Annotated in this window: 22 protein-coding genes and 4 pseudogenes; 5 read left to right on the top strand and 21 right to left on the bottom strand. The window is 58.8% G+C overall.

Features of this window, described 5'->3' with window-relative positions:
• Position 1 precedes the first annotated feature (1 nt).
• On the top strand, positions 2-445 hold the full coding sequence (locus ACWPW1_RS01330) for an Rrf2 family transcriptional regulator (protein ID WP_434775455.1): 444 nt from the start codon (positions 2-4) through the stop codon (positions 443-445).
• 424 nt (positions 446-869) lie between these two features.
• Here the strand turns inward: ACWPW1_RS01330 and ACWPW1_RS01335 are convergent, their stop codons facing one another.
• Positions 870-1049, bottom strand: coding sequence for a DUF4400 domain-containing protein (locus ACWPW1_RS01335; RefSeq protein ID WP_434775456.1), 180 nt, complete (start codon positions 1047-1049; stop codon positions 870-872).
• Between the two features lie 403 nt (positions 1050-1452).
• Here ACWPW1_RS01335 and ACWPW1_RS01340 point away from each other — a divergent pair, with 403 nt between their 5' ends.
• Positions 1453-2427, top strand: coding sequence for a KpsF/GutQ family sugar-phosphate isomerase (locus ACWPW1_RS01340; RefSeq protein WP_434775457.1), 975 nt, complete (start codon positions 1453-1455; stop codon positions 2425-2427).
• 117 nt (positions 2428-2544) lie between these two features.
• Here ACWPW1_RS01340 and ACWPW1_RS01345 read toward each other — a convergent pair whose 3' ends face one another.
• The 16 genes and pseudogenes from ACWPW1_RS01345 to hemA all read right to left on the bottom strand — a co-directional run bounded on the left by ACWPW1_RS01345 (position 2545) and on the right by hemA (position 18437).
• The gene (locus tag ACWPW1_RS01345; protein WP_434775458.1) at positions 2545-3267 is read right to left on the bottom strand and encodes a DUF4400 domain-containing protein; all 723 of its coding nucleotides are present in this window, start codon (positions 3265-3267) and stop codon (positions 2545-2547) included.
• Positions 3260-5350: a type IV conjugative transfer system coupling protein TraD gene (gene traD / locus ACWPW1_RS01350; RefSeq protein WP_434775459.1), complete on the bottom strand. Its 2091-nt coding sequence runs from the start codon at positions 5348-5350 to the stop codon at positions 3260-3262. The genes ACWPW1_RS01345 and traD overlap by 8 nt, the downstream gene beginning before the upstream one ends.
• A gap of 8 nt (positions 5351-5358) precedes the next feature.
• Positions 5359-5883, bottom strand: coding sequence for an integrating conjugative element protein (locus ACWPW1_RS01355; protein WP_434775460.1), 525 nt, complete (start codon positions 5881-5883; stop codon positions 5359-5361).
• Positions 5880-6479, bottom strand: a complete 600-nt coding sequence (locus tag ACWPW1_RS01360) for a transglycosylase SLT domain-containing protein (RefSeq protein ID WP_434775461.1) — start codon at positions 6477-6479, stop codon at positions 5880-5882. The genes ACWPW1_RS01355 and ACWPW1_RS01360 overlap by 4 nt, the downstream gene beginning before the upstream one ends.
• Positions 6464-7178 (bottom strand): annotated as a pseudogene (locus tag ACWPW1_RS01365) (TIGR03759 family integrating conjugative element protein). Before ACWPW1_RS01365 ends, ACWPW1_RS01360 begins: the two are co-directional and overlap by 16 nt.
• Complete coding sequence (locus tag ACWPW1_RS01370) at positions 7175-7819, bottom strand: hypothetical protein (RefSeq protein WP_434775463.1); 645 nt, start codon at positions 7817-7819, stop codon at positions 7175-7177. The pseudogene ACWPW1_RS01365 and the gene ACWPW1_RS01370 overlap by 4 nt, the downstream one beginning before the upstream one ends.
• Before the next feature lie 23 nt (positions 7820-7842).
• Positions 7843-8361, bottom strand: a complete 519-nt coding sequence (gene pilL2, locus ACWPW1_RS01375; protein ID WP_454252292.1) for a PFGI-1 class ICE element type IV pilus protein PilL2 — start codon at positions 8359-8361, stop codon at positions 7843-7845.
• A gap of 509 nt (positions 8362-8870) precedes the next feature.
• Positions 8871-10079 carry an STY4528 family pathogenicity island replication protein gene (locus ACWPW1_RS01380; RefSeq protein WP_434775465.1) on the bottom strand — a complete coding sequence of 403 codons (1209 nt, stop codon included), beginning with the start codon at positions 10077-10079 and terminating at the stop codon, positions 8871-8873.
• Positions 10080-10081: 2 nt separating this feature from the next.
• Positions 10082-10642 (bottom strand): DUF2857 domain-containing protein, encoded by a 561-nt coding sequence (locus tag ACWPW1_RS01385; RefSeq protein WP_434775466.1) that lies wholly within the window; start codon positions 10640-10642, stop codon positions 10082-10084.
• A gap of 593 nt (positions 10643-11235) precedes the next feature.
• A pseudogene (locus tag ACWPW1_RS01390) lies at positions 11236-12240 on the bottom strand (ParB family protein); the annotation flags it as partial.
• A 150-nt stretch (positions 12241-12390) separates the two neighbouring features.
• Positions 12391-12477: pseudogene (locus ACWPW1_RS01395) on the bottom strand (LysR family transcriptional regulator); the annotation flags it as partial.
• 16 nt (positions 12478-12493) lie between these two features.
• Positions 12494-13693: an MFS transporter gene (locus tag ACWPW1_RS01400; protein ID WP_434775467.1), complete on the bottom strand. Its 1200-nt coding sequence runs from the start codon at positions 13691-13693 to the stop codon at positions 12494-12496.
• A gap of 69 nt (positions 13694-13762) precedes the next feature.
• On the bottom strand, positions 13763-15619 hold the full coding sequence (gene asnB, locus ACWPW1_RS01405; RefSeq protein ID WP_434775468.1) for an asparagine synthase (glutamine-hydrolyzing): 1857 nt from the start codon (positions 15617-15619) through the stop codon (positions 13763-13765).
• A gap of 18 nt (positions 15620-15637) precedes the next feature.
• Entirely contained in the window at positions 15638-16708 is a 1071-nt protein-coding gene (locus ACWPW1_RS01410) for a Gfo/Idh/MocA family oxidoreductase (RefSeq protein ID WP_434775469.1), read from the bottom strand.
• Positions 16705-17205, bottom strand: coding sequence for a GNAT family N-acetyltransferase (locus ACWPW1_RS01415; protein WP_434775470.1), 501 nt, complete (start codon positions 17203-17205; stop codon positions 16705-16707). The genes ACWPW1_RS01410 and ACWPW1_RS01415 overlap by 4 nt, the downstream gene beginning before the upstream one ends.
• The gene (hemA, locus tag ACWPW1_RS01420) at positions 17205-18437 is read right to left on the bottom strand and encodes a 5-aminolevulinate synthase (protein WP_434775471.1); all 1233 of its coding nucleotides are present in this window, start codon (positions 18435-18437) and stop codon (positions 17205-17207) included. Before hemA ends, ACWPW1_RS01415 begins: the two co-directional genes overlap by 1 nt.
• Positions 18438-18590: 153 nt before the next feature.
• Here hemA and ACWPW1_RS01425 point away from each other — a divergent pair, with 153 nt between their 5' ends.
• Positions 18591-19433 (top strand): helix-turn-helix transcriptional regulator, encoded by an 843-nt coding sequence (locus tag ACWPW1_RS01425; protein ID WP_454252293.1) that lies wholly within the window; start codon positions 18591-18593, stop codon positions 19431-19433.
• Between the two features lie 67 nt (positions 19434-19500).
• Here ACWPW1_RS01425 and ACWPW1_RS01430 read toward each other — a convergent pair whose 3' ends face one another.
• Positions 19501-19731: a histone-like nucleoid-structuring protein, MvaT/MvaU family gene (locus ACWPW1_RS01430; RefSeq protein WP_454252294.1), complete on the bottom strand. Its 231-nt coding sequence runs from the start codon at positions 19729-19731 to the stop codon at positions 19501-19503.
• 128 nt (positions 19732-19859) lie between these two features.
• Positions 19860-20828: pseudogene (locus ACWPW1_RS01435) on the bottom strand (IS5 family transposase).
• A gap of 137 nt (positions 20829-20965) precedes the next feature.
• Between ACWPW1_RS01435 and ACWPW1_RS01440 the strand changes: the two are divergent.
• A complete protein-coding gene (locus ACWPW1_RS01440; protein ID WP_434775474.1) occupies positions 20966-21184 on the top strand; it encodes a hypothetical protein in 219 nt (72 codons plus the stop codon).
• A gap of 758 nt (positions 21185-21942) precedes the next feature.
• Positions 21943-22257 carry a methyl-accepting chemotaxis protein gene (locus ACWPW1_RS01445; RefSeq protein ID WP_434775475.1) on the top strand — a complete coding sequence of 105 codons (315 nt, stop codon included), beginning with the start codon at positions 21943-21945 and terminating at the stop codon, positions 22255-22257.
• 230 nt (positions 22258-22487) lie between these two features.
• On the opposite strand, the gene ACWPW1_RS01450 is transcribed toward ACWPW1_RS01445, so the two are convergent.
• Positions 22488-22760: a hypothetical protein gene (locus ACWPW1_RS01450; protein ID WP_434775476.1), complete on the bottom strand. Its 273-nt coding sequence runs from the start codon at positions 22758-22760 to the stop codon at positions 22488-22490.
• A gap of 1099 nt (positions 22761-23859) precedes the next feature.
• Positions 23860-25572, bottom strand: coding sequence for a DUF4214 domain-containing protein (locus ACWPW1_RS01455; protein WP_434775477.1), 1713 nt, complete (start codon positions 25570-25572; stop codon positions 23860-23862).
• Positions 25573-25830: the final 258 nt, after the last annotated feature.

The following is a 25830-nucleotide window of genomic DNA, read 5'->3' on the forward strand; positions in this document are numbered from 1 at the left end:
TATGAGAAATGACACGCGCCTATCGCGGATGCTGCATACGCTGATTCACATGGCTCGCCATGAACAGCCAGCGACCTCTGACACCTTGGCGCAGATGCTGAGTACCAATCCGGTGGTGGTACGTAGAACGATGGCGCTGCTCAAGGAGCAGGGGTACGTTCGCTCTGAAAAGGGTCATCGGGGAGGGTGGAAGCTGGCAAAGCCACTTGCGGAGATCACACTTTTCGATATCCACCAAGCGCTTGGTTCGACGTCGATTTTCGCCATAGGTTTGGCGACCGATCATCCTGAATGTCTGGTTGAACGAGCCGTAAACAATGCGCTGACCGAGGCGTTCGATGCCGCGCAGGCTTTGCTGCTGACGCGCCTGCAAAGTGTCACGCTGCAGCAGCTAGCGGATGATTTTGAACAGCATGCTGAGCTACTCGAGACGACCAGAGCGTAACGTCTTCATGCAGCGCAGCCTGATCCTCACAGCAATTCTTGCGTGGAGTAAATGATGGGACAGCCGTCATAAGTTTATCTTGCTTCGCTCGATGGGCTGACTTATTGACTGACCGGTAAGGGCGCCGTATGCATCAGCAACGCTGATTGCCCTGAGTCGTAAGACAGCGTTCCACGTGAAACGTGTTGTATTCGAGACTGACGATCACTGCCATGAACGTCTGGCTCGGATGGAATAGCCAAACATGTTCATCAGAAATGCACCTTGAACGACCCGACAGTGAATGCGGCCATCAGGCTGACATGATCGCGCTAACAGGCGCCAAGCTGCCAACGGATAGGCTGATCGCCAGCATGAGATACACGCACTCTGACAGCGGCGTGAGCGGAAGGTGGAGGGCTTTTGCGCGGTGATGAAGGTAGTCCTATTCCCACTGAATGTTGAAAAGGCGCACCTCGCGTCGTACTAAGCCATCGACGACGCCTACGAGCAAGCTCAGTATCAGCAAAAGTGCGGCTTGAAGCAGCACCAGGCTTCGTACGCCAACGCTAAGCGCACTGTAGCGGACCACCAACAAAGCACCTTTTGGCCACGGACTTTCCATTGAAGGTGACCGTAGAATCTTGCGGCCAAGGATGCTGGGCGCGTATGGGAGCGCACGCTCTAGCTAGATCCAGCGGATAGATAACGCGGCAAGCACTGCTGACCGCTTGGTCTATAGGCACGTGAGCAAAAGAGGCTGCCATCGATCTAATTAAGACGTGCTGGCAAGGTCATGCAGATCTTGCTCATAGAGCACTTGCGCGTGCTGAATGCGATTACCGATCCGTGCCTCGATATCCGATAGAGTCTGTGTATAGGCCTTAATTTGAACGCTAGCGCTGCCGCCTTATTAACTAGAGGGATGGTCCATCCCATAATAGCTTGTTGAACATCAGGATAGTGGTTGATAGTCGGCAGGGCTTTGCCCATATAATTTCATATTATTCCGCATCTGACCTGAGCCCATGCCTGATTCAATAGATTTCATTGCCTCCGCAAAGCGCACCATAGATATAGAGCGAGCAGCGTTGGCTGCTATGAGCGCCCGCGTTGAAGAGAGCTTCTCCAAGGCCTGCCGCTTGCTGCTCGATTGCCATGGTCGCATCGTCGTCTTGGGGATGGGTAAATCCGGCCATATCGGCAACAAAATCGCTGCGACACTGGCAAGCACTGGCAGTCCGGCCTTCTTTGTGCATCCGGCCGAAGCCAGCCATGGCGACATGGGCATGATCACTCGCAACGACGTCATTATCGCCATCTCCCAGTCGGGCACCTCGAGCGAAATCCTTACTTTGCTACCGCTGATCAAACGCCTGGGTGTTACCCTGATTAGCTTTACCGGCAACCCCGCCTCGCCATTGGCCAAGGCTGCGGACGTCAACCTGGACACCAGCGTCACCACCGAGGCCTGCCCGCTCAATCTGGCGCCCACCTCCTCCACTACCGTTACTCTGGTGCTGGGCGATGCTCTGGCTATCGCCCTGCTCGAAGCCCGTGGCTTCACCGCCGAGGACTTTGCCTTCTCCCATCCGGGAGGCGCCCTAGGTCGCCGCCTGCTGCTTAAGGTGGAGAGTGTCATGCATGCCGGCACCGACCTACCACAGGTGAGCGAAGACGCGCTGGTGTGCGATGCCCTGCTGGAGATGTCACGTAAAGGTCTGGGCATGACCAGCATCCTGGCTGCCGACGGCCGGCTCGCCGGCATCTTTACCGATGGCGATCTGCGCCGTGCCTTGGATCGCGGCATTGATGTTAGAAGCACGCCCATCGCAACCGTGATGACCCGCGGTGCTCGAACCGCCACCGCCCCGATGCTCGCCGCTGAAGCATTGAAGATCATGGAAGAGCACAAGATCAACGCCCTAGTGGTGATTGATGAAAAGCTGTGCCCGATCGGTGCCCTCAACATAGGTGACTTGTTGCGCGCTGGAGTACTGTAAGCCAGCTTATATTGAGTGGCTCCTGCGCCGAGCATTAGTTCGGTGCCATCGATGAGGTAGTTTTGATAGCACACTATAAACGGCACGCCACGGTCGCCGGTGGCGAGCGGCATGATGCTATAGATATTTCTTGAACGACCCCATCACGACACTGGCTACCAGCGCCAATGCCGTAGCGGTTGCAATCACGAAGCTACTTGGAGATAGGGAAAGTGGAAGCACTAGGTACACAAACCCTGGCAGCAGCGTGAGCGGAAGGAAGAGGGCCTTCGCGCGGTGATGAAGATAGCCCGATTCACGCTGTACGTTGAAGCGACGCATTTGCCGTCGGACCAAGCCGTCTACGGTACCTACGAGCACGCTCAGTATCAGCAAAGGCAGAGCCTGAAGCAGCAGTAGGCTTCGTATGCCAACGCTCAGCGCGCTGTGCCGGGCTGCAGATAAAGCCTCTTTTACCCCCGAACGCTCTTTTGCCCAAGGCAAGCGCGGCGTCTTATGGCCAAGGATGCTGGGTACGGCTGAAAGCCTGCTCTGCAGCTCGATCCACGGGTTGGATAGCGCCGTAAGCTGCACTGAGCCTTTGGTATCCAGCCACGTACGGGAAATCGACTGCCATCGATCTGGCCAACGCGTGTTGGCCAGATCGCGTCGATCCTGCTCGTAAAGGATCTGCGCGTGCAGATCGCGGTTATCCGGCCAAACAAACAGCATGCCAAAGCCTTCCAGTAAAAGCCGAAGGAGCAGCGCGGCGCACAGCAGGCCCAGGACCGCAAAGGGCAGCATCAGAAGCTGGGTAAACCCTCCGTAACGACGCGGCCGGGTGTCTACGGCTTCATTCATGAGGAGATGCCTCCGTAGCCGAAGTCGCCGGTGGCTCTGGAGCAGCCTGGAGTGTTGAGTCTGGTTCGCCAGATTGCTTAGCCGTCTTGGGCCCGAGCGGGTGCCGGCGCATGGCAGCGGTTAACGTGCGAAGATCTGTCGGTAAATCATCATCGGCGTCTGGTAGCGGTAAGGGCATGCGCACCTTCCACAGCGCACCACCTTCAAGCAGCGCAAAGCACTGCCCCTTGGGCAACGCGACGAGATGGGCAGGCTCGATGAGAGGCCGGCGGCTGCCCATGAGCTGATCTTGAGTGCTGGAGGTGAAAGCGCTGGCGGCCTGTGGATCGGAGGTGTCGGTGACGCTACTGGATTGCGTGGGTGTATAGACGTCGACCTGCGGGAGTTGGCGGGTTAACAGCTCCGCCGTGGCCGTTTCGCGTACCCGTAGCATGAACAGGTTATTGAAGTTGCCAATCACCTGGCCGGCCTTGGCGCGATTACCTAGCCGCGCCTCGATATCCGACAGGGTCTGGGTGTAGGCCGTAACCTGAACGCCAGCGCCGCCGCCCTTGTTGACCAGGGGGATAAACTCATCACCCATCAGTTCGTTGAATTCATCGGCATGGAGATTGATGGTGGGCTTGGTGCCTGGCTTGGCGCCGGGTAATCCGCTGTCGACGCCGAACTTGTAGAGGTGTCCCGCCACCGAAACCAGATCCGCGAACATGGAATTGCCTACGGCTGCCGCGACCTCGGCATCGGACAGGGCATCCAGGCCCACATAGACAATGGCGCGTTGGCGAACGACTTGCATCCAGTCGAAGATCGGCCGCGGATCTTGCAAATCCTCATAGTCCGGCGAGAGCAACTGGACGATTTTGCCCGTGGTGAGCTTCTCCAGCAGGGGCAGGAGGGAAGCCACGATCTTGTCGAAGAAGCTGCGCTCGTAGCGTACGGCGCTGCGCAGGCCATCAAGCACTGGATCGAAGTGATGCGTATTGGAAAGGTATTGCTCGAGGGCAACGACCCGGGTCTCCCGTCCAATCATGTGCCGCGGCAGATTACGGCTGTTCAGTCCCGCCTCAAGCCTGAGGATCGCCTCCCACGCCTCGGGTTCGCGTGTAGCGAAGTAGTGTTCGGCGTACTGAATAAACAGCGCATCAATGTTGATGACATAGCGCTGGATCAACCGATAGTCAGGACGCTGACCAAGCTCCACCAGAGCGCGCGCAATGATGTTGACGAAGCGCCAGGCAAACTCGCGAAAGGCGGCGCTATCGCCCTCACCGGAGAGTTGCCCGGCAAGACGAGTAGCCACCTCGGAGATACGGCCAAAACGGCCGACGGCGTTGTACCGAGCCGAGCTGTCTGGCCAGCCCAGATGGAACACCAAAAACTCCTGCTCACGGCCGGCGCGCTTGGCTTCGGCGTACATCCGCTTGAGCAGATCTGCATCGCCTTTGGGATCGAACACGATGACCACCTCATGCTCGCCCTGCGCATTGCGGCGGCGGATGTCCTGCGCGATGAAGAGCTCGGCCAGCCGCGTCTTGCCGACCCGCGTGGTACCCAGTACCAGCGTATGGCCCACACGCTCGTTCAAGGGTAGGCAGACGTCTTGTTCGTCAGGCTCGACGCCATGCAGGCGAGGCAAGCCGCCAATGGCGGCTTGAGCCAGGTGAGCAGGCCGCGAAGGCTGTTTGAAAAGGTGTTGGATAAGGCGGTCGTACCGGCTTGGCTCAACATAGCGGCGGCACTGCGGCAAATAGGTCTCGAGCAAGCGTTGGGTATGCCGCGCCTCCCAGCGAAACCCCCGGCCGATGAACAGCGTCTGCGTACTGACCGGTATCGCAGCGCTGGACAGGGTGTAGGCAGGCAGCCGCCGAAGATTGCGTCGGTAGCGCAGTATGCGATGAGCCTGATACAGCCGTGCGGCGGCGAGGCATAGGAATGCCGTTGTGGCGAATGAGGCCATTGGGGCCGAGAGCCCGAACGTTTCGGGGATGAGTGCGACAAGGCCAGCCGCTAGCATGCAGGCGACAACGCTGTACAACTCCACGGCGGGGCGAAGCCAGCGCTCATAGCCGGTCGGATGGGACATGGCCTGCGCTACCTGTCATCCGCCATTGGCAGGAGCAGCACAGGGTAGTGGTGCAGCCCCAGGCGTTGGGCGAGGTCATCCCCTGAGGTTGGAATGAGGGTGAGGTCGGGGGCCAGGCGCCGAAGTTCGGCCAAGGCCGCGGCAGTGTCGATATTTACCACCAGGCCAATAGCCTGCTGGTCCTTCAGCTGCCGCCGCTGCTGGCGCAGCCAATGACGTGAATACTCATCATCACCGATGAGAAACAGGGGGCTAAGCCCAGGTGCCTGGAGCGCTCGTGTCGAAGCTTCGCCAGGAAGCAGTCTTTGTGATCGCACCGGTAGCATTGCGGACTCAGCCTCATAAGCATCGGCAGGAAAAGGCGTCACAGTGGCCGTACGTGGTGGAGCTATCCGCTTGAACGGCTCGAAGTACGGCTGGGTGGACACACCTCCCTCGTGACCCACCACGATGAGTGGGTCCGCCACTGCCTGCAGGGATAGCCATCCTGTACAGAGTACGAACAGCGCGCGTCTTCCGAAGCCAGGTCTCACGGCAGCCCTCCCGCCTGCAGTCCATTAGCTACATGACCCTGTAGGCGATCCAGATGCGCTTGGACGAGGCGCTGATAGCGTGCGGCAAGGACGCCGCCGGCCGGGCGGTGGTAGCGGCCGATAGCGGCTGGCCAATCAGGCGCGGCTGCACTCTGCTCAACGAGGATTGCAGCGGCAATCGCAAGGTTTTGATAGGGGTCTAGCAAGTCACAAGGATGGGTGACGCGATGGCGGTGGTAACCCAGGTTGATCTGGCCGAGACCCACGTCGATCCTGCGGTCTGGGGTAGTGTCCATGGCCTGAAGCAGGCCGGTGCACGCCGTATGGCGATTGGCAAACCGCTTGGCCTCGCCAGCCACGTTTAGGGTCCAGGGCCACGGCACTGACCGTCCTTGCAAGCGTCGGCCGCTTTCCTGCAGTGCTATGGCATACAGAACCAGAGAGGGAACACCGGCTTGCTGGGCTGCAAGCTGATAGGCCGGTGGCGGCAGCTGAGGTTGCGCCCAGGCGGCGACACTGGCCAAAGCCAACAACAAAAAAACCACGCCAGCGACTGCTCGACGGCGCCTTGTTGGCGTGGCTACTGTCGCTGCCATTGTCCATTCACCCGCTGTGCGACGACGGGCAATTCGCCGGCAAGACCCAGCGACTGAAAGCGGCCATTGTCATGGTTTGAGGGTGATGGTCCGCTGTTGAACGCGCGTGGGATCCAGGCGAGCCTGACGCGCCCAACGCCGTAGTCGTGCGTCATCGCCTTTGCTATCCACCAGGTACAGGTCGAAGGTCCGACCCTGTGCTTGCAACTGCCGGACACGTTCAAGGCAGGGCGGGCACTCGGCTTTGACGAACACGGAAAGGCGCGCTTCCTCTACCACCTTGGCATCCTCAAGCGTGACCCGCTGCAAGTCAGGTGCAAGGCGCTGCCAGGCAGCGTCGTAGGCGCGCTGATAGGTCAGCAGTTTCTCGACGCGTCGGGCCTCGGCTCTGACCTGCAACTCCGCGTAGCGCGTCCGCTCTTCGTCACTGCGCGCCTCGATACCCAAGGCGGTCAACGGGTCCAGGTGCGGCGCGTAGATACCCAGCGGCCCCTGCATCAGCTCGCGATAGCGTACCCATTCATTGGCCTGCAGACCCCATGCCTGGGCCTGTGCGTCCTCGCTCAGCACGAGGCGGCTGTGTTGGGTCTCGCTCCAACGCGTCTGGTCGTGGGAGGCGGGCGCAGGGGATGCCTGAACAGCCTGGATTGAGCTGAGGATCAGGCTGAGCAACATGATCGCGGGTAACCGTTGTGTCATCGCATGTCTCCTCCAGGCAGTGGCAGACGCCGCACCTGGCCATCCACCCGAAATGTCACGGTGTCCTGGGTCAAGCCGGTGAGCTGCCAGTGGCCCAGGGACTCGCCCACGCGGAGCAGCGTGACGGCGTTGAGCCCTTGTTCATGAGCCGGTAACAGGGACAGAAAGGTGTGGCCGCCACGTTGCTCTGCACCAAGTAGCTGAAAGGGCGGTTTGGACGCCTTGGCCTTTGGCGCAGGTCGTGCCGGTGTTCGGCGCTTCTCGCGAGGCGCCGTTGCTTGACGCATCAGGGCGTGCAACTGAGCCTCAAGTCGGTCAGTGCGTTGGTGCAAGGTCAGCACGTCCGCAGCCTGGGCATGCTTTTCTTGTTGCTGGGCAACGGCAGCCAGGCTGGCTTTAAGGTCCTCGCGTACCGCGCTTAGCTCGGTCGGGCTGACCAGGTGCTCTGGCGTTGGTAGGGCATCCAGTCGGGCAGTGAGGGTGGCCATATCTGCCTGCAGCTCATGAAGGTTCGGCTGGTCATCGTGTTGCGCTAGCTGCTGACGCAGGCGCGATTGGCCCATGTGGTCATGCACGATCAGGATGCTGAGTGCGAGTAACCAGGCGGCGCCGCCCAGGCGTTGTAGACGATCAGCACGCATGGCCAGAAAAGACGCTCGCACCCTCACGATGGCTGACCCTCGGTTGGATGGGTGGGCGCAGGTGCAAAGCACACACGCCGAGCGAGCGAATCAACCTGGAGCGTCCAGGCAGGACCTGCCAGGGTCTTTAGGGCTTCACGCAGCGGCAGCGGCCCCAACTGCAGGTGTGCGGCCGGCAAGGGCAGCGCATAGAGCTGAGCCGCCTCTTGCGTCTCGCACAGCGAAAAGCCGGAGCGGATCAGTACATAGTGCAGGGCCTCGCCCACAGTACGGTCGGCGCCGGCGGGGATGGAAATGTCCACAACCTGACGCATCAGGTTGCGTTGAGCGAGTTCAGGTCCTTGTTCGACCAGGGTGTAGCGTCCCTGGCGGACAACCAAAAGATCCTGTTCCGGTACGGGCGCTGGAGAGCGTACAGGAGGGGTGTCGGACAACGCGCTTTCTGGGTCGGATGACAGTGGGGTGCAGCCTTGGAACAGGAGGCCTAGGGCCGCCCCGGCGCAGGCGGGTATGAGGGAAGCGGTAGCGTAGGGTGCGCGCATGGAAGACTCCCGAGAAGGCGAGTCCCTACTTTCCAATGCAGGGCCGTCTTGAGGCTGCGATTAAGGCGTACTGGGGCTTTACCAGTTTTCGCTAGGTGTTAGCTAAGCGCGTCGGTTGCGAGCCGTGTGATAGCTATCCCCTGGGGATAGCTCCGGGATAAGCCTCGCTGGGCTATGCGACATTGATCCAAGACGTGTGATTTATCTTGGGTCCCGTCACCTATCCCCTGGGGATAGATCAGGTCCGCGACTGCACGGCAGCCCATGCAAGAAGCCAAGATAGTGAGAGGTCTACATCCAGCATGAGTCCTGGAGCTATCCCCAGGGGATAGCTTTCAAAGGACAATGGCGCTGAGTTGAGTACCGTAGATCCCGTTACTACTACCCCATCTGGGAGTCTCGAGCTATCCCCTGGGGATAGCTCAGCAAGGAGTGCGTGGTCGGTCATGCCAGGACCGTTTTTGTTGATCTGCCCATATGCGGGATGACCTGTGCCCTTGGTCGGTGAGCTATCCCCTGGGGATAGCGTCCCGCGGAGGAAGGCGCAACGCTGATCGCAGTTGATCCAAGTGAGCCCGACCTACCTCAGGATTTCGTGACGTTTGGCGCGCGCGTGCCGGTGACGATTCGGCAGGAATGATCGGGGTCGGCTCAGGCGGCAGCGGTGGTGGGGTAGGGGTAGACGCTGCAGCGCGGTTGAATTCGCCACGCAGGGCTTTCTGGATGATGCCGAACAGATAGCCAGCAGGATTACGAACCGTTGAGCGTTCGCAGCGGGCTGTCCATTCATCGAGGATTGCCTGTCGCTGTGCAGGCTCCACGGGCTTGAGGGCCGCCAGGGCGCCGGATTGTTGCTCACGGTCAAGAGCAAGAAAGCGTGGGGGGAGTACGAGGTCGTTAGACACAGTCATCTTCGTACGTACTAATTCTTTATCTACTTTACGTACAGTACGGTCTGCCTTCGGATTCCGAAGGGCGCCGTCAGAATCAGGGATTGCACCTGCTTCGGAATCCGAAGACGGTGCGGGCGTACTGTCTTCGGATTTCGGGATTTCAGGGTCCGTTACCGCCAGTACGCCTTTGTCCGTCCAGCCCTGCTGAGCGAGACGTTGAGCAATGATCTGCAAGCGAGTGGGAAGGCTACGCTGGTTGACCTGCGGATCTTCAGTCACCTCCTTTAGCACCTGTCGCGCGACCACCTGCACTGCCTTCGCCGCGTGGCTCAGTGCTTGGCTCACCAGCTTCAGATAGTCCGGATCCAGCTGGATTGCTTCGAACGGCGTGAGAGGCTCATCGTGCAGGACATAGAGGTTGCCCTGGATACGGCCGGTGTGAGGATCACGTTGTCGCCTGACGAGGCTCAGCCAGCGCGTCAGTCGGAGGAGAGCCAGAGCGCGGGCAACGGTTTCATTGGACGCTTGCGCGGTGCAAGGCATGACCGCTAAATACGGACGGAGCCGCTCGTAGGTCGGAAAGGCTGTCAGGCCGCTGCGATCCAGCAGCAGGTGCAAAACCTGCCAAGCGTTGCGCTCTAGCGGCGTCAAACGACGATCAAGCAGGAGCGCGCGCGGTAGGCTGTCGTGGCGGTTACCGCTGTAGAGGAAACCGTCCTGGGGCGTGCCGTCTGCCTTTGGGGATGGTTTGAGAGTACGCAGGACGTCATTAAAGACAGCTGTCAGGGGCGCGGGACTTGCGCGCCGCAACGCCTCGTGGGCCATGCCTACGCCCCCGGTTGGTCGGTCCAGCGACGAACCGACGACCAGAGAACGGCGAGCGGTATTTCATGCGTCTCGGCAAGCTCCATGGCCAGCTCGAGCATGGCGGTTTCGTCCTCGGTTGATAGCCCTCGTTGCACTACCTCGGTTTTCCATTGCCGCCAGAGTGCGGCGTCCTGCGCATCGTCCAGCGCGGGATAACGGCCTTTGCGTTTGGGTAAGCCCAGCACCTTGCGGCGTAAGGCAACCTCTTGGTGGGTGAGCCCGAAGCGGTGACTGACCATCTCGCTGCTGCTGCCCAGGCGCAGCATGCGATCAATCTGCGCGATTTCCTGACTCACATCGGCAGATTGTCCAAGCAGACGTTTGATCACGTCGCGATTGATCGACACCGTGCACCATGAGACTGGCGCATTCACCAGAAGGCTGACCAGGTCTGGCTGCTTCAGAGCGGCGAGCTCCTCCTCGTCAAATCCCATCGCTTGGCAGCGGCGAAGCTCGCCGTGATGTAAGTGATGTAGGGCTTGGGTCAGTACGGCTTGGTTCAGAGGGTGGCTGGTCGGCATGACAGAGGTTCTCGGAACAGTGCACAGGATCAAGAGAAAGAACCGGCCTCTAGGCGGTTGAGGCGACGGGTGTGGCGGATGAGCCGGAATAGCAGTGAGAGCGAAGGTCCACTTAGTGGGGCGATCTCGCCCGCCTGACCCTGCAAGAGCGCGCCGAGTCCATCGGCAAGGGCTGCGCGGTCGACCAGGGGTAGCGTCTGAGCGGTGCCAGTGAGCGCGTGAAGCAGGAGCAACACGGTACGCGCGGCGGGCTGCAGGGCATGGGCATCGCTCGGCCACGTACAGGAGAAGCCTAGGTGGCTTGGTTCGGAGATCACGTAGGGCTCGACACCTGCGTCTCGAGCCAATTGTTGGGCAAGGGGCGCAATCTGCTCTCGCAGGCGCTCAGGTTGGGGCCGCACTGATTCAACGCACGTCGAAGAGTAACTGGATTCATCCCTGCCCAGAGAAGGTTGAGCCATGTGAGGCGTGTTTCCCGGCTGCGCGAAGGGCTCACCGGTATGGCGGGCAATCAACTGCTGAATGGCCATGAGCCGTGGGGTGGTACCCGAATCAGTCTCATTGGGTGTCTGTCCCGACACATGCGAGGTGAGCGATGGCGTTTGCGAGAGCGCACGTTGGCGCGTTTCCTGTTGATCGATGTCCAGTGCCAGCGCCTCGTAATGCATCCCGAGCGCTGCTGCCATTTGTGCGATCAGCTCGTCCTGCACGCGTCGTGGGCAAAAGTGCTCGCCCGCAGAATCAAATTGCGCCAATACGTGTTGGAACAATTCGGCAAAGGTGTGGCGCTCGCGGTGGTTTGCCAGACGCTGCCAGGTGCGTTCGCACGCCCGTCTTAGAATCGCAAGGCGTTCTACTTGATGCCGTCCAAGGCCGGCGTACAGCACGGTGGGTATGGCAGGGAGCAGATAGCGCAACGCTTCCTGCATGCGACTGATGTGGGATTGGCGAACGGGATAGCCATCCGCGTTGAGACGTCGCGCCAGTTCGGATTGGGAGAGGGTGCGTCCGGCTTCTTGCTCGTAAAGCGCTTGCGCCCGTTGGATGGCTTTGGCGCGTTCGATGAAGGTCAGGCTGCCACGGAGTTCATTCTCGGCCAGGTGGCCCGTCAGTGCCTCCAGCTCGCCACGCTCGGTCCACGGACGATACCGGCAAGTCAGCCGGAAAAAGCGCTCCTCACCGGTTTCGGCATAGAGCTCGCGCAGGATCGACAGGCGCGTATTACCTCCGCTGTAGATGATGTAGTGAGACTCGCCAGTACGCCGCGTGATGACAGGTACGCTGTCCAGACCACGCTCGCGGATCGAAGCCTTGAGCTCGTCATAGGCCGGATTTCTTACCGTACGGGGGTTATGATCAAAGGGACGCAGTTCGTCGAGGGTGACGATCCGTAATGACTCGTAGGCCGTTCCTGCCTTGTACGTTTCGGGCTCGAGAAGAGAATCTTCTACCTGGCCAGCTTGCTGAGCCTTAGCGGGGGCACCCTGTCGAGAAGAACGGGACTCGGCATCGCCGGAAACTGATCGGGCCAGCGGGTCAAGCGAGTCAGGTTTGATCGGCTCGTCAGAGCCGGTGGCTTCAGGAGGATACGTGTGCATGGCAGACGTAAGGTCAATTGAGTAGGGGTGAATAGGTCCGGTCTCCGTGGCTCCTGCAAACGGGGCCACCGTCGGTGGAAACGCCCTCATAGCGCACGACCAACAGGAGATACCAGGGTTAAATCGCTTCTGGCGCTCTCCCTAAACCGACTGCTCGATACGCAGTCGTGCCGCTGCCCGGGCAAAATGACGTTCTTCTGCGACGGCGATGAAACAGCGTAAGTGGCGCAGTTCCACCGCCTTTCTCCTTTAGTCAGTGTTTAGAATCGAGATGGGCGTGATGGGATGCCGTGCCTTTCTGGCGTAGCAGGAACAGTTGGGCAAAGGCGCCAAGCGTGGCTACGCCGGCAGCGTAGAGCGCCAGATTACCGACCGGCTGTTCGAGCAGTAGAACGAACCCGCCTGCAGCCGCACCAAGCGCGCTACCCAAGTACAAGGCTGATTCATTCAAGGCCACTGCAAGGTTGCCATCACCATGGTGTTGGCGCGCCTGGATCAGCTCGTTGTTCTGCGGTACCTGCAGGGCCCAGCCGACCGCGCCCCATGCGGCAATGGGCAGCATGACAAGCCAGTGATTCCACTGTGCGGTTTGAGGAAGGAGGAGCAGAGACACGGCCAGGATGACCATGATCGCCAGCGTCAGCATCGCACTACGAACGCGATCAACCAAAGGGCCAATCAGGAAGCTTCCTAGTACACCGCCGATACCCCATACCCAAAGGTAGGGCGTAACAGAGTGGATACCACCGTAGGCAGGGTCGGACAGCAGAGGGGCGATGAAGGTATACATGCCGAGGCTGGATACGGCCGCGAGCAACGACACGAGCAAAATGGTCAGGACTCGGCCATCACCAAGCATGGCAAGTTTTTGGCCCAGGGAGCTGGCGGTCGCCTTGGGTAGCGCTGGCAGACACAGGTAAAGGCCCGCCCAGCTCACAGCGCCCAGGAGCGTGATTAACCATAGAGCTGCTTGCCAGCCCCACTGGTCAGCCAATAGCAAACTCAGAGGTACACCCAGCACGACACCGCTGGCCATGCCGCCCAAAATTACGGCGATACCTTTGCCGCGGCGTTCTGGAGTAGAGAGCGATGCGGCGGCAGCAATGCCCATGGCGAGGTAGACACCGGCACCGATACCGGCGATTGCGCGGCAAGCCGCAAGCGTCAGAAAGCTATCAGAAAGGGCGCTTCCTGCGTTCGCAAGTACGAAGACCAGTAGGGCGAGTAACAGTCCGGCACGCTGCCGGCCGGGCGGCACGAGGGCGACGAACATGGGCGAACCGATGCCATAAGCAAGGGTAAAGGCGGTAACCAGTTGGGCCGCCGTGGCCACTGACACTGAGAGGGAGCTTTGGATGAGCGGGATGAGCCCTGCTGTCACATAGGAGGCCATCCCAAGGGCGAATGCGCCCAGGGCGATGAGATAGGTGGGTGAAGTACGATTTGAAGGCATGACAAAGTCCTCACGGAGGTGAGTCGGTAAATAGGAAGTGAAGGGGCGACGCGGCGGTCGCCCAAGTAGCTAGAAAAGCTCGACGCTGACGTCGTACTCCCGCAGCCAAGTATCAAGCCCGACCGCGAGTTCCATACCCATGCGGTCATACATAGGCGAGTGGGCGCCAAGGGGCCTTTCTAACGCTGCCTCTACACGGGTGAAGTCGAGGAAGGGGCGGACGGGCGCATTCGAGTCCTCCCGGATAGCGGCTAGGGCTCTGCGTAGGCCCTGCTCGTAGGCGGGATCTTGCGTCGAGGGGTAGGGGCTCTTCACGCGCTCGACGATGGACGCTGGCAGAAGGTCGCGTGTCGCCGCGCGCAGAATGCTCTTTTCTCTACCGTCGAAGGCCTTCATCTGCCAGGGGATGTTGAAGGCATATTCGACCAAGCGGTGGTCACAGAATGGCACCCTTACTTCCAGTCCAACCGCCATGCTCATCCGGTCCTTGCGATCTAGTAGCGTCTGTACAAAACGGGTCAGGTTGACGTAGCTCATCTCCCGCATCCGACGATCACCGGCAGCCTCGCTCGGCAAGCCAGGCGCCTCAGCAATAGCCTGCGAATAGCTGTCCTGTAGGAAACTCTGCATATCCAGATGTTTTAGTAAGCCTGGATCGAACAACGTCTTGCCGTCGAAATATTTCTCCGTTACGGAAGTCAGCCAGGGAAAAGTGTGCGCTTGGATGGCAGCTGGATCGTGGAACCACCGATAGCCGCCGAATACTTCGTCTGCGCTTTCCCCGGACAAGGCGACAGTAGAATGCTGTCGGACCTCTTCAAAGAGTCGATAGAGCGACGGCCACATATCGCCCCAAAAAGCTGGGGGTAGGTCCAACGCTCGGATAACCTGCGCCCGCAGCTGCGGATCGGCAAGTTCCCGACTGTCGAGGACGACCTCGCCATGGTGGGACTGGATCTGCTGCACCAAGTCCGCGACGAAGGGTGCATCGGGCGTACCTCGAACAGCATCACTTGCGAAGCCCTGGCCATGATCAGCGAAATCCAACGAGAAAGAGCGGATGTTCTCTTTTCCCGCTGCGATCAGCTTGCGCGATGCCAGCGCTGTGATGATAGAAGAGTCGAGTCCGCCTGAAAGCAGACTACACAAGGGCACATCCGAAACGACCTGGCGCTCAACTATGTCTTCGAGTAGATCACGCGTGTGGCCGATGGTCTGGTCCAACGAGTGCTCGTGCTCCCGTGCTTCAAGCTTCCAGTAACGCTGCCGTTGCAGACCACTGCGGGCAATCCTGATCCATTCGCCGGGTAGCACTTCGCGCATGCCAGCAAAGATGGCCTGCCCTGGGGTTTTCACCATCTCGAGGATTTCACGCAGACCATCTGCTTGAATCTTGCGAGGTACCAGAGGGTTCGCTATCAGGGCTTTGGGCTCGGAGCCAAAAATCACGCCATCGGCAGTTGGAAAGTAATAGAGCGGCTTGACCCCCATCCGGTCACGGACTAGTAACAGTTCTTGCTTGCGTCTGTTCCAGATCGCGAAGGCGTACATGCCATTGAGTCGTTCGACGAAGTCATAGCCCCATTCCAGATAGGCGTGCAGGACTACCTCGGTGTCGCTGCGAGTTTTGAACTGATGTCCGAGTACTTGCAGATCGCGCCGGAGGTCCTGGAAGTTATAGACCTCGCCGCTGTAGGTGATGGCTACCGCCTCAGGGTCGCTGCCGAAGGCCGCCGTCATTGGCTGGCGACCGCCTTCGAGGTCAATGATGGAGAGGCGTCGATGTCCGAGTCCAATTGGTCCATCAATCCACAGGCCGCCCGCGTCAGGTCCTCGTCGCGTCATCGTTTCGGTCATGCGCTGCAAGGTAGAACGCTGGAGGTTAAGATCTTGGCTGAAAGACAGCCAGCCAGTAATGCCACACATTGGCAATCTCCTTTGAAGTCAGCCCAATGTTTCCAAGTCACTCATTTCCGGTAGCAGGCTGCGGTTCCCGTAAGGGACATAGCAGGCCGGAGCAGGGCAACGGGCTGAGGTCTCAATCAGGTTAAGCTGGTGCTGTAGAGCGATAGCCGTTTGCAGGTCTGCAAAGGGCTGTGAGGGCATCTCGCGAAGGAATACCCATCGCACTACTTGGCGGCAGAGGCGACTCAGCTTGTGTAGGGTTTCGAGTCCGGGTTGGGCAGGGCTAAAACACTGTTCATCGATCAGTTGCTCCCGTCCTTGATCATTGCGCGTCCAAATTCGCAGGTGATCCTGATCCCAGGACGGCGTATCGAAGACCAGGCGCGCCTGAATGACTCGCTGTTCTTGATCGATGAAGCTGAGGTCCACCGTGCGCTGACGCACGATGTTCACGAAGCTGGCATAGCCTACTAGTGTGGCCTGGCCCAACGTTCCGGTGAGAGAGACGGTATCCAGCACGGAATGTCCGGAAATCGAGAAGTCCGAACGTACTCCGAGCACATCGTGAATCTGCAAAGGATCTGCAGAGGAGCAGATCCACGACACCAGATCCAGCGCATGGATGACTTCACTGGTGACACCGCAGGTAGGGCGGTAGTCATTGAGCCGGTCCTTACCCCAGTGAAAGCTGGCTCTCACCAGCGACCAACCCTGTGCGCTGATCTGCCGACGCAGAGATTGTGTGGCGGGTGAGTACCGTTCTACCAAGTCCAAGGCAAAACCACTCACCTGACTTAGCTGCTCGGCAACGAGTGTCAGGTCGTCAGCGGGAGTAACGAGTGGTTTCTCGCACAGCACGAAGCCACGATATCCGCTTAGCTCCGCCAGGATTCGTGCATGACTTTCATCGTTGACGCTGACCACGACGATGTCGGGCTCGAAGTGATGAAGCGCGGACGCCACCGTAGGAAAGAATGGCAGTTCTGATGCCTTGGGTTTCCGATCAACATACGCCAAGCGCAAGGGCATGCCAGTACTAACGGACAGGTGTTCAAAGGCACGCCAAAACCGGTGACCGGCATAGCCCAGACCGATGATCAGGACGTTCATGGCCGGCCCTCCGCACGTACCAATAGGGCTTCGCCAGTCGAGGCGAAGCCAAGCATGTGGTAGAGCGAGGTAGCAGCGGCAGTAGTTTGCAGAGCTACTGAGTTCACATGGCGCGCCTTGAACCAGTCTAGAAGCCGCTGCATGAGTGCCGTTGCGATACCGCAGCGGCGCAGCTCAGGTGTTACGGCAACCGACTGAACCCAACCCGATCGGCCATTGAGACAATCCGGAGCCGGGGCGCGGTCATCAATGATGCCTGTGGCGCAGCCAAGTATGGCTTGGGTGTGCTTATGTTCAGCGCACAGGATGAGTACCCGATCTGATCTTTCAAGACGGGCCGCCAGCCAAAGCGGGTAGGCGCTGCGCCAACGCTCAATGTCTGCAGATGTACGGCTGGCGTAAGGCGCTCCGCCGGCATCTAGTAGATGGGCTCTAAGCTCGATAAGAGCAGGAATGTCGTCAGGCGTAGCACGACGGATGTCGTAAGAGATGCTCATCACGCAACCTCCGCACCAATCCGCTGGGAGGCAAAAGGAATGGCGAAATGCTCGAAGGTTTCCCGTAGGGCAAGGGCCAATTGCTCGATCTGCTCATCGCTATGGTTGGGCGTTGCGTTAACGCGGAAACGTTCCGTGCCTACGGCGACCGAAGGAAAGTTGATTGGCTGGAGATAGATGCGATGGGTTTGCAAGAGGCGCCCTGCAGCCGCTTTGCACCGTTCGGCATCGCCGATCAATACCGGCAGTATGTGAGTGCGTGAGCAGGGCATGACGGGGATGTCTTGCTCCAGAAGCTTGCCGCGCAGTTTTGCGGTATGCGCGTGCAGCCGCTGCCGTTCTACGTCACTACGCTTGAGGTGTTCGATACTCTTAAGGCAGCCCGCCGTTACCGCGGGCGGCAGAGACGTGGTGAAGATGAAGCCCGTTGCAAAGGAACGTACAGCATCAATGATGACGGAGCTTGCGGCGATATAGCCACCGATGACACCAATGGCTTTAGCCATAGTGCCTTGAATAATGTCTACCTGCTCCGCAACGCCTAGTTCAGCCGCAACACCGGCACCCCTAGGCCCATACATCCCTACCGCATGTACTTCGTCGAGGTAGCTTAGAGCGTTGTATCGCTTGGCCAGCGCAACAATTTCCTTAACAGGTGCGACATCGCCGTCCATGGAGTAAATCGACTCAAATACAATGATTTTGGGCCGGTCATGGGGGGAGGTCTGCAGTAGTTGCTCCAAGTGCTCGAGATCGTTGTGCCGGAAGATATGGCGCTCATTTGAGGTTGAGCGGATACCGTTGATGATCGAGGCATGGTTACGCTCATCACTGATCACCACGCAATCGGGCAGCTCCCGCAGCAGACACTGTAGGGTGGCCTCGTTAGACCCGAAGCCGGTAGGGAACACCAGTGCCGCTTCCTTACCGTGCCAGTCGGCCAAGCTTTGCTCTAATTGTCCGTACAACGCATGGGAGCCCCCAATGTTGCGCGAACCTCCTGAACCTGCACCGTAGGCATCCAAGGCCTCGTGCATGGCGCTACGTACCTCGGAATGCTGGGACATTCCGAGGTAGTCATTGCTGCACCACATTACGACCGCTGATTGCGAGTCGTCGGCCAAGCGGGCCAAAGGGTAACGACCACACAGGCGGTTCAAGGTCGTAAAGGTGCGGTACTGGTCGGCCTGTTTGAGGGCTTCCAACTTCTGATGCAAGAGCGTGTTGTACATCCGTTTGACTCCTAGACAGTAATAGCAAGCGCGTCTGTTCCTCCTCGCGCGACAGCCCTGACATAAGGCACTCGGCGCCAGGACGCGCTATTCTTCGCACCCTTTTAAGCCTGTTACAATTTGGTTGCTTATACTGTTACTAGGAGTAATGGCATGCCGGCGGCACGGTCTTTCGAACGTTCTCGGATTGAGCTTGCAGAGTTTCTAAGAAGCCGCCGGGAGCGGCTGACGCCTGAAGAGGTTGGGTTGCCTTCCGGTGGGCGACGGCGGACACCTGGGCTACGGCGTGAAGAGGTAGCGACGCTGGCACGGGTGGGTCTCAGTTGGTACACCTGGCTCGAACAGGGCCGAGAAATCAGCGTGTCCTCGACTTTTTTGGACAATCTATCCCGTGCACTCAAGCTCGATGCCACGGAGCGTCGCCATCTCTATCTACTCGCCCAACAGCGGCCACCGTGTGAGCCCGGCAGGACGTGGTGCGTAGTTCCGCCCCTGATTATCCGGTTGATAGAGGATCTGGATGCCCGCCCGTCCTACGTCTTGAACCTGCGCTGGGATGTGTTGGCTTGGAATGACGCGGCCGACCGACTGTTTGGCTTTTCGGAGCAGACTCCTGAGCGACGTAATTTGCTGTGGATGCTGTTTACGTCCAAGCGGCTACGCCAGCTTCTCGATCCGTGGGAGGACCAGGCAGTCCAGATCTTTTCGAGCTTCCGGCGCGATTTTGTCCAAGGAACCCAGGACGCAGACATCGTGGGACTGGTAAAGGACCTGGAGCGGGTAGCCCCAGAATTTTGTGACTGGTGGAATCGCCAGGACATCCATGGGCCCTGCCAAGGGATTCGATACTTCCGGCTCGATGGAATAGGCCAGATGGTTTTTGAACACACGACGCTTACAGTCGATGTGGACCGCCATCTACGGCTGGTTTACTACGCTCCACAGATGGATGGAGCGCAGGGCGCGACGTTCGAGCGCTGGCTGAAGGAAGGGTAGAAAGAAGCTCAAGTCACGAAGCTAAGTGACCTGGCTGCGAAGTATCCATGACCAGGTCGCGTCTCGACTACAACTGCAACCAGCTTTCTACTGTTGCAGCCCCATACTCGGCCTTCCATTGCTTGAGTAGCTTGTGGTTGGCGCCTCGCGTCTCGATAGTCGCGCCAGTACCAGGATGTCGATAGATCTTGGTGCAACGGGGCCGGCGCTTTGTTTTCAATTCTCCTTTGACTTGAAGGGCCATGCTAGGGTCAAGGATTGCGAAAACCTCGTTGGAGGTAAGCTGATACTCCGCCATTTGGGAAGCTCCGAGCAACTTCGCCAAAAGGATCTGACGGACGCAAAAATACCGAGATCACGTCCAAGTTTTAGTCGTCGGTGCCCACGCGCACGACCAAGCGGGGCTTTTCAGCCCGTTTTGCCGTTCTAAACGCGCAACTCACCTCTACCCATCATGTGTTTTCGAGCCATCCATAGGTTCGACAACGCGAACAGGGTCGTCAGTTGCGCCGTGTTCTTCACCAGCCCACGGACCGCATTTGCACGTAGCCGAGCTGGCGCTTGATGACCCGAAATGGGTGTTCGACCTTCGCCCGAGTCGGCGCCTTGGCGCGTTCAATCCGTCGCTTGACCTTGTAGATCAGGCTGCGTTGGGCAAGGTCGAGTAAGTGCTGCGTTGCGCTGCAATCTGCCAAATCACGGTACGCCCGGCAGGCTCTTCTCGCTTCTCGCCCCCGGTGTAACCGGCATCGGCATACACCGCGTTCTCCTCGCCATGCAGCAGTTCGGCCACCTGGGTAACATCCGCGACGTTGGATGCAGTGCCGTGAACGTGGTGCGCCACCCCGATTCCATTTCGGCGCCGATGTGCGCCTTCATTCCAAAGAGGTATTGATTGCCCTTCTTCGTCTGGTGCATTTCAGGATCGCGCTTGCCGTCCTTGTTCTTCGTCGAACTCGACGCCTGGATGATGGTGGCGTCGACGATAGTACCCTGGCGCAGCGACAGGCCCTTGTCCTGCAGGTAGCCGTTGATGACCTGTAGAATCCCAACCGCCAGTTGGTGCTTCTCCCGCAGGTGCCGGAACTTCATGATCGTGGTGTCTTCGGGGATCGGCGCGCTCAAGGTCAGGCGCGCGAACTGGCGCGTCGGCGTGATCTCGCATAGCGCCTCCTCAATCGCCGGGTCGCTCAGCGAAAACCAGTTCTGCAACAGGTGAATGCGCAGCATCGTTTCCAGTGGATACGGCTTGCGCCCGCTGCCCGCCTTTGGGTAGTGCTGCCCGAGCAGCGCCACCAGCTCTGCCCAGGGCACCACCTGATCCATCTCGGCGAGAAAGCGCTCGCGGCGGGTCTGCTTGCGCTTGCCGGCGTATTCGAAATCGGAAAAGCTCATCATGGCTCATGACAGGCTTTCGTAGTGGCTGGGCGAAGGTGATTTCAGCACAGGCTGGTGGACGTTTGGAAACTTGATCGGAGGATCCTTAACGCTGGTCTCATTACTCACGTCGTATCCGTTAAGAGGAGAGAGTAATGACACGCGGCAGTCGGCCTTATACGGTGGTCAACCTAGATATTGGCCTGTTGGAACAAGAGTCGAAGGTTCGAAAAGCGAAGCTGGAACGCTCTAAATCAGCCCTTCAGAACCGATTTGCGGCTTATGCTGATGAACAAGCGGTGGTAGCCGCTTTGGAGAAATCTCTCGCCAAAGCCATAGACTTTTCTAGTCGTCACAACCCCATGGACAGCTGAACGCCACACGAGCGACGCTCAGCTGTCTCCTCTCCTAAGGGTGACGTGCCTCTGATAGCGCTCTGCGATAGAGCGTCACCATTTCATCGAGTAGATCTTGAGCCATATAGGCCGAAATTCGATGACGTAGGTCTGTTGGGCTATCCGCGTTACCCTGATCGTTGGCTAGGCGATCCAACAGGTCGCTGAGCATTGAAGCCCGTATATCCGCGTCTGCCTCTGGCGACTCCCTGGTGAACTCAGGCTGTCGCAACGAGGCTGGGTTGGCGGGGAAGGGAAGGACCGCACCTTTCGTGTCAGCCATTGTTCACCTCCATCATGGAGGTACAACGCAACGAGGTAAGGCAGGGGAGGGGCGCGAGCTTAAAAGGAAGACGATGCATGTTCATGCTGCTCCTTGGTTCGGTTAAGGAGCCGCCACCACCGTTGCTACGCGGTATGGAGGCGGACCGTACGGGGGTAGCAAACCGGGAACCAAGGGAACCGGCCAGGCCGAAGCCTGCCCCGCACGGCCCGCCATAGAATGCACACAACCGAATGCTACGCATTGGCTGTGGGCTATGACGCTGCCGCGCCTTGGTTTGTCAGGTTGCTACACCCGGCCATGGGATTGACCATGGCCATCAGAATCTAACTTTGTGTGGCGTCGACTGCAACTCGGCGCAGCACAGTCTGGATAATCGTCTAGAGCTGCAGTGGTCTACTCACGCCTGAAAACCTTTCCAGGCGAAGATGCACGCTGTAATCAGCAGGGCTCTATGGAAGCGGTCGACTCGATGCAGGTCAGTACAGCTCAGGCGCACGAGACCTATCAGGTTGCTCAGACGGCAGGCCAGGCGTTGAATGACATTTTGCAGGCCGTCAAACTGATCGAAGATCGTAATTTACAAATCGCCACCGCTTCGAAGGAGCAAGCCTATGTGGCTCGCGAAGTAGATCGCAATCTGGTCAGCATTTGTGATCTTTCGGTTCAGACCGACGATGGCAATCGGCAAACCGTCATGGCGAGTCAGCAGCTGTCCGAGTTGGCAGGTGGGCCTGAAGCCCTAGTGCGGCGATTCAAATTAGCCTGATGAGGAAGAGGGCATCACCCTTCCGCTCTTGTGGGTGACGGCTCCTCTATTGCGATTGAAGGGACAGCGAGCGACCACTCGGTACGCCTGGATTTCGCGTCAGTCCAGATCACAGAATGACACCTTGATTCGGTCTCAACCGCGCTGCGCTTGATTCAAGTGCAGAGGCTGCTTGGGCAGAAGCGGGCAGGCAGAAAGCCGCAAGAGCGGCCTCCTGCCAACCCTTACTCCTACCTAGCGCGCGCTTCCGACAGGGCTCGACGATAGAGCGTCACCATTTCATCGAGCAGATCCCGAGCCATATAAGCCGTGATCCGCTGGTGTAAATCATCAGGATCACCTGTGTCGCTCATGTCGGATAACGCTAGGCGATCCAATAGATCACCAAGCATCGACGCGCGCAGATTGGCATCCGCTTCTGGCGATTCATGTGTGAATTCCGGCTGTCGCAACAGGATTTGATTAGCGGGGAACGGCAGAACCGTGCCTTTGGGGTCAGTCATGATCCACCTCCGCGATGAAGGTAGAGCGCATGGAAGGCAGGTGGAGGAGGGGCGCGGGCTTAAAAGGAAGACGATGCATGTTCATGCTGCTCCTTGGTTCGGTTAAGGAGCCGCCACCACCGTTGTCACGCGGTATGGAGGCGGACCGTACGGGGGTGACAACCGGGAACCAAGGGAACCGGCCAGGCCTAAACCTGCCCCGCACGGCCCGCCATAAACTGCACGCAGCCGAACGCTTAGCATTGGCTGTGGGCTATTAGGCTACCGCGCCCTTGATCCTCGGGTTGTCACGCCCGGCCATGGGATTGACCATGGCCATCAGAATTTAACTTTGTGTGGCGTCGACTGCAACTCGGCGCAGCAAAGTCTGGATAATCGTCTAGAGCTGCAGTGGTCTACTTACGTCTGAAAACCTTTCCAGGCGAAGATGCACGCTGCAATGGCACACCAAAACCTGCTCACGTCATAATCGAGGAACAACGTCGAGCACGAAGACGGAGAACTAGATTCGGCGGTGGACGGCCAAGCGTAAGGGCGCGGGGGTTGGGGAGCATTCAGGGCAGGATAACCGTGGCTGAGGCGAGCCTTCAGTACGACTTTTTGTTTTTGGATATCGAATAGTGGGCCGATGCCGCCAGGCGGGAAATGGCGAACGCTATGCAGGCCAATCTCCAGAAGGGTTCTACCCCATCGCGGGCAGCGCCTTGGAACATGTCCTGATCTCCCGCTTCGGAGCACATTGCGCCAAGTGCGATACGGTTCCTGTAGCTGGGAAAAGGGCATGGTGTTTACCTGGCGTACCACTTAACACTCGTGCGCAATTGCGGTTTGCTCCAAGAACTGATTGCATTGCAGTGCCCTCAGCAGAACGGCCTGATCAGGCGTGTTATCCACACGCCTAAGGAACAATGTGTGCATCAGCAGTGGTTCGGAACCTGCAGTGCGTGAGCCATGCGATCAGCGCCTGGATCCACTTCTGCAAGCGCTGACCGCATCAGGTGCTCGTCAGGTAGCCCCAACTGGTCTATGCCCGAGCCACATAATCTGAGCAGGTTCCGCTGAATAATGGCAGTTTTCGCCTACTATAGTCCTATCAAGACTAACGCAGCCGGTATTCGGCGCTGTTCTTAATGCCGGTTTCCACATCGTCTAGGGTCATGGCGCCACTAGTGACCTGAGACATCCAGGTGTTCATGCCGCCGCTATCGGCATCGCGACCCAGATAGGTTTGATACAGCTGCTGGATCGCCGCCTGAGCGTGAGCGATGCCTTCCAAGCTGCCAGCAATGGCGGCCTTGACGGCTGCGATGGTCATGGCTCCGCTTGTTATCTGCTGTACCCAGCCACTTAGGCCCCCCTGATCGGCATTGCGTCCCAGATAAGACACATAGAGCTGGTTGACTGTGCCTTGCAGATTCCCTTGGTATTCGGCACTGCCAATCAGGGCCGCGGCTATGGCATTGCTCGTCATGGCTCCACTGTTCAACTGGCTGGACCAATAGCTCAAACCGGCGCTATCGGCACTGCGCCCCAGGTAGCTCTGATAGAGTCGCTCGACAGTCGTACGATTTTGATACTCGGCGCTGGCCATGATGGCATTGATGACGCCTGCCAGCGTCATGCTGCCGTTCGCCATCTGGGTGGCCCAGTACGTTAAGCCCGCCTGATCGGCTTCTCGTCCCAGATAATCGCGATATACCCCGGCGATTAAGCTTTCGTAGCCTGAATTGTCCACCGCAGTCGCGGTTTCGTTCGTGCTCGACAAAGGACCGATTCGTGGGCAGGTCGAATCGTCCAGATAGGCCTTTAAGGTGGCCCATTGAGGGCGATCCACACCGTTGATAGGTTCCACCGAAAGGTTGTAGTTCGCCCAGCCGGGCCCGGCTGCCCAATAGGTGGCGGGCATGCAGTTCTGTTTCAGATAGGCGAGCATCCGGCCCATGATGACGTTCCAGCGCGGATCGCTGTCTGGAATGCCAAATTCGCCGATCATGCCGCGCTTGCCGTTCTTCTTGAGCCACTCCACGAAAGGCCTGACTCGTTCGATACCGTAGTCATCGGCATAGGCGCTGGCACTGGTATCGGCATAGTTGCCGCCACCACCCACGCCATCGAAATAGGTATGCGCCTGAAAGATCAAGTTGTTTGCCGGATCCTTCAGCGCCAGCAGTGGATCGTTCCATTGTGGCCAGCGAGTAGCCTCGGCCCAACCGTTGCCTTCGATCATGATGGGTCGAGTCGAGTCGATCGTCCTTACGCCGTTGATGCCGTATTGGGCGGCGATTGACCATTGGGCCACTGCATCATGGGGCTCATTCATGATGTCGTAGGCGTACAGGGAGGGCTGCGTACTCCAGCGCTGGGCAATCCGTGTCATGACGTCCTGATAATGGGCATAGGAGACGTTGCCCGTCCCGATCACTACACCGCGATAGCGCATGTAGTTGTGCAGATCTAGAATGATCTTCATGCCGTACTTGTTGGCGTAGCTGAACGTCCGGTCGATCAGGGCCGCATAGGTCGGATCGAAAGAGCTTCCCAGGGTTGGCTGCAATCGCTCCCACAGGATGGGAAAGCGGATCAGCTTCACTCCCCGGCTACTCCACTGGCTGAAGTAGCTCTCGACCGGGAAGATATAGTGAGTGCCGTTCACACCTGGTAGAACCTGGGAGGCAAACCCCGCACCGGACAGATTGAGGCCAACGAGGTGAACGGATTCGGCGTGGACCTGGGAGCCGCAACCTACCATCGCCGCGCAAACCAGCAATGGCTTGGATGTAGCAAGAATGCGTTGGAAGAAAGGGTTCGTCATGTCATGCCGCTTTGTCGATGAGCCGATTTGTCGAGCGGTGATCTCAGGGCACTAGCAACCGCAATGGGTGGCCGGCGGCCCTGCAAACGCAATGGGCCGAGATGACCGACATCCAAACGGTTTATCCGAAGACGAAGAATTTTCTTTAGCAGAAGTAGGCGGATGGCTGACGGGTGGTGTAGTGGTCTATTGACGCATCGCCAACAAGGCGGCGAGGTCCGTGACGGTTTTCGTCTGGCTGTAAGGCCTTTTGGACGG

It is taken from the genome of Pseudomonas sp. Marseille-Q7302 (assembly GCF_965111925.1).

Coding starts and splice junctions, on each gene's coding strand:
- ACWPW1_RS01335 (WP_434775456.1), bottom strand. CDS start 1,049: ATGGAAAGTCCGTGGCCAAAAGGTGCTTTGTTGGTGGTCCGCTACAGT.
- ACWPW1_RS01445 (WP_434775475.1), top strand. CDS start 21,943: ATGGAAGCGGTCGACTCGATGCAGGTCAGTACAGCTCAGGCGCACGAG.
- traD (WP_434775459.1), bottom strand. CDS start 5,350: ATGTCCCATCCGACCGGCTATGAGCGCTGGCTTCGCCCCGCCGTGGAG.
- ACWPW1_RS01425 (WP_454252293.1), top strand. CDS start 18,591: ATGCCGGCGGCACGGTCTTTCGAACGTTCTCGGATTGAGCTTGCAGAG.
- asnB (WP_434775468.1), bottom strand. CDS start 15,619: ATGTGTGGCATTACTGGCTGGCTGTCTTTCAGCCAAGATCTTAACCTC.
- ACWPW1_RS01340 (WP_434775457.1), top strand. CDS start 1,453: ATGCCTGATTCAATAGATTTCATTGCCTCCGCAAAGCGCACCATAGAT.
- ACWPW1_RS01450 (WP_434775476.1), bottom strand. CDS start 22,760: ATGACTGACCCCAAAGGCACGGTTCTGCCGTTCCCCGCTAATCAAATC.
- ACWPW1_RS01410 (WP_434775469.1), bottom strand. CDS start 16,708: ATGAACGTCCTGATCATCGGTCTGGGCTATGCCGGTCACCGGTTTTGG.
- pilL2 (WP_454252292.1), bottom strand. CDS start 8,361: ATGCGCGCACCCTACGCTACCGCTTCCCTCATACCCGCCTGCGCCGGG.
- ACWPW1_RS01380 (WP_434775465.1), bottom strand. CDS start 10,079: ATGGCCCACGAGGCGTTGCGGCGCGCAAGTCCCGCGCCCCTGACAGCT.
- ACWPW1_RS01370 (WP_434775463.1), bottom strand. CDS start 7,819: ATGCGTGCTGATCGTCTACAACGCCTGGGCGGCGCCGCCTGGTTACTC.
- ACWPW1_RS01345 (WP_434775458.1), bottom strand. CDS start 3,267: ATGAATGAAGCCGTAGACACCCGGCCGCGTCGTTACGGAGGGTTTACC.
- ACWPW1_RS01360 (WP_434775461.1), bottom strand. CDS start 6,479: ATGGCAGCGACAGTAGCCACGCCAACAAGGCGCCGTCGAGCAGTCGCT.
- ACWPW1_RS01400 (WP_434775467.1), bottom strand. CDS start 13,693: ATGCCTTCAAATCGTACTTCACCCACCTATCTCATCGCCCTGGGCGCA.
- ACWPW1_RS01440 (WP_434775474.1), top strand. CDS start 20,966: ATGACACGCGGCAGTCGGCCTTATACGGTGGTCAACCTAGATATTGGC.
- ACWPW1_RS01455 (WP_434775477.1), bottom strand. CDS start 25,572: ATGACGAACCCTTTCTTCCAACGCATTCTTGCTACATCCAAGCCATTG.
- hemA (WP_434775471.1), bottom strand. CDS start 18,437: ATGTACAACACGCTCTTGCATCAGAAGTTGGAAGCCCTCAAACAGGCC.
- ACWPW1_RS01415 (WP_434775470.1), bottom strand. CDS start 17,205: ATGAGCATCTCTTACGACATCCGTCGTGCTACGCCTGACGACATTCCT.
- ACWPW1_RS01330 (WP_434775455.1), top strand. CDS start 2: ATGAGAAATGACACGCGCCTATCGCGGATGCTGCATACGCTGATTCAC.
- ACWPW1_RS01430 (WP_454252294.1), bottom strand. CDS start 19,731: ATGGCGGAGTATCAGCTTACCTCCAACGAGGTTTTCGCAATCCTTGAC.
- ACWPW1_RS01385 (WP_434775466.1), bottom strand. CDS start 10,642: ATGCCGACCAGCCACCCTCTGAACCAAGCCGTACTGACCCAAGCCCTA.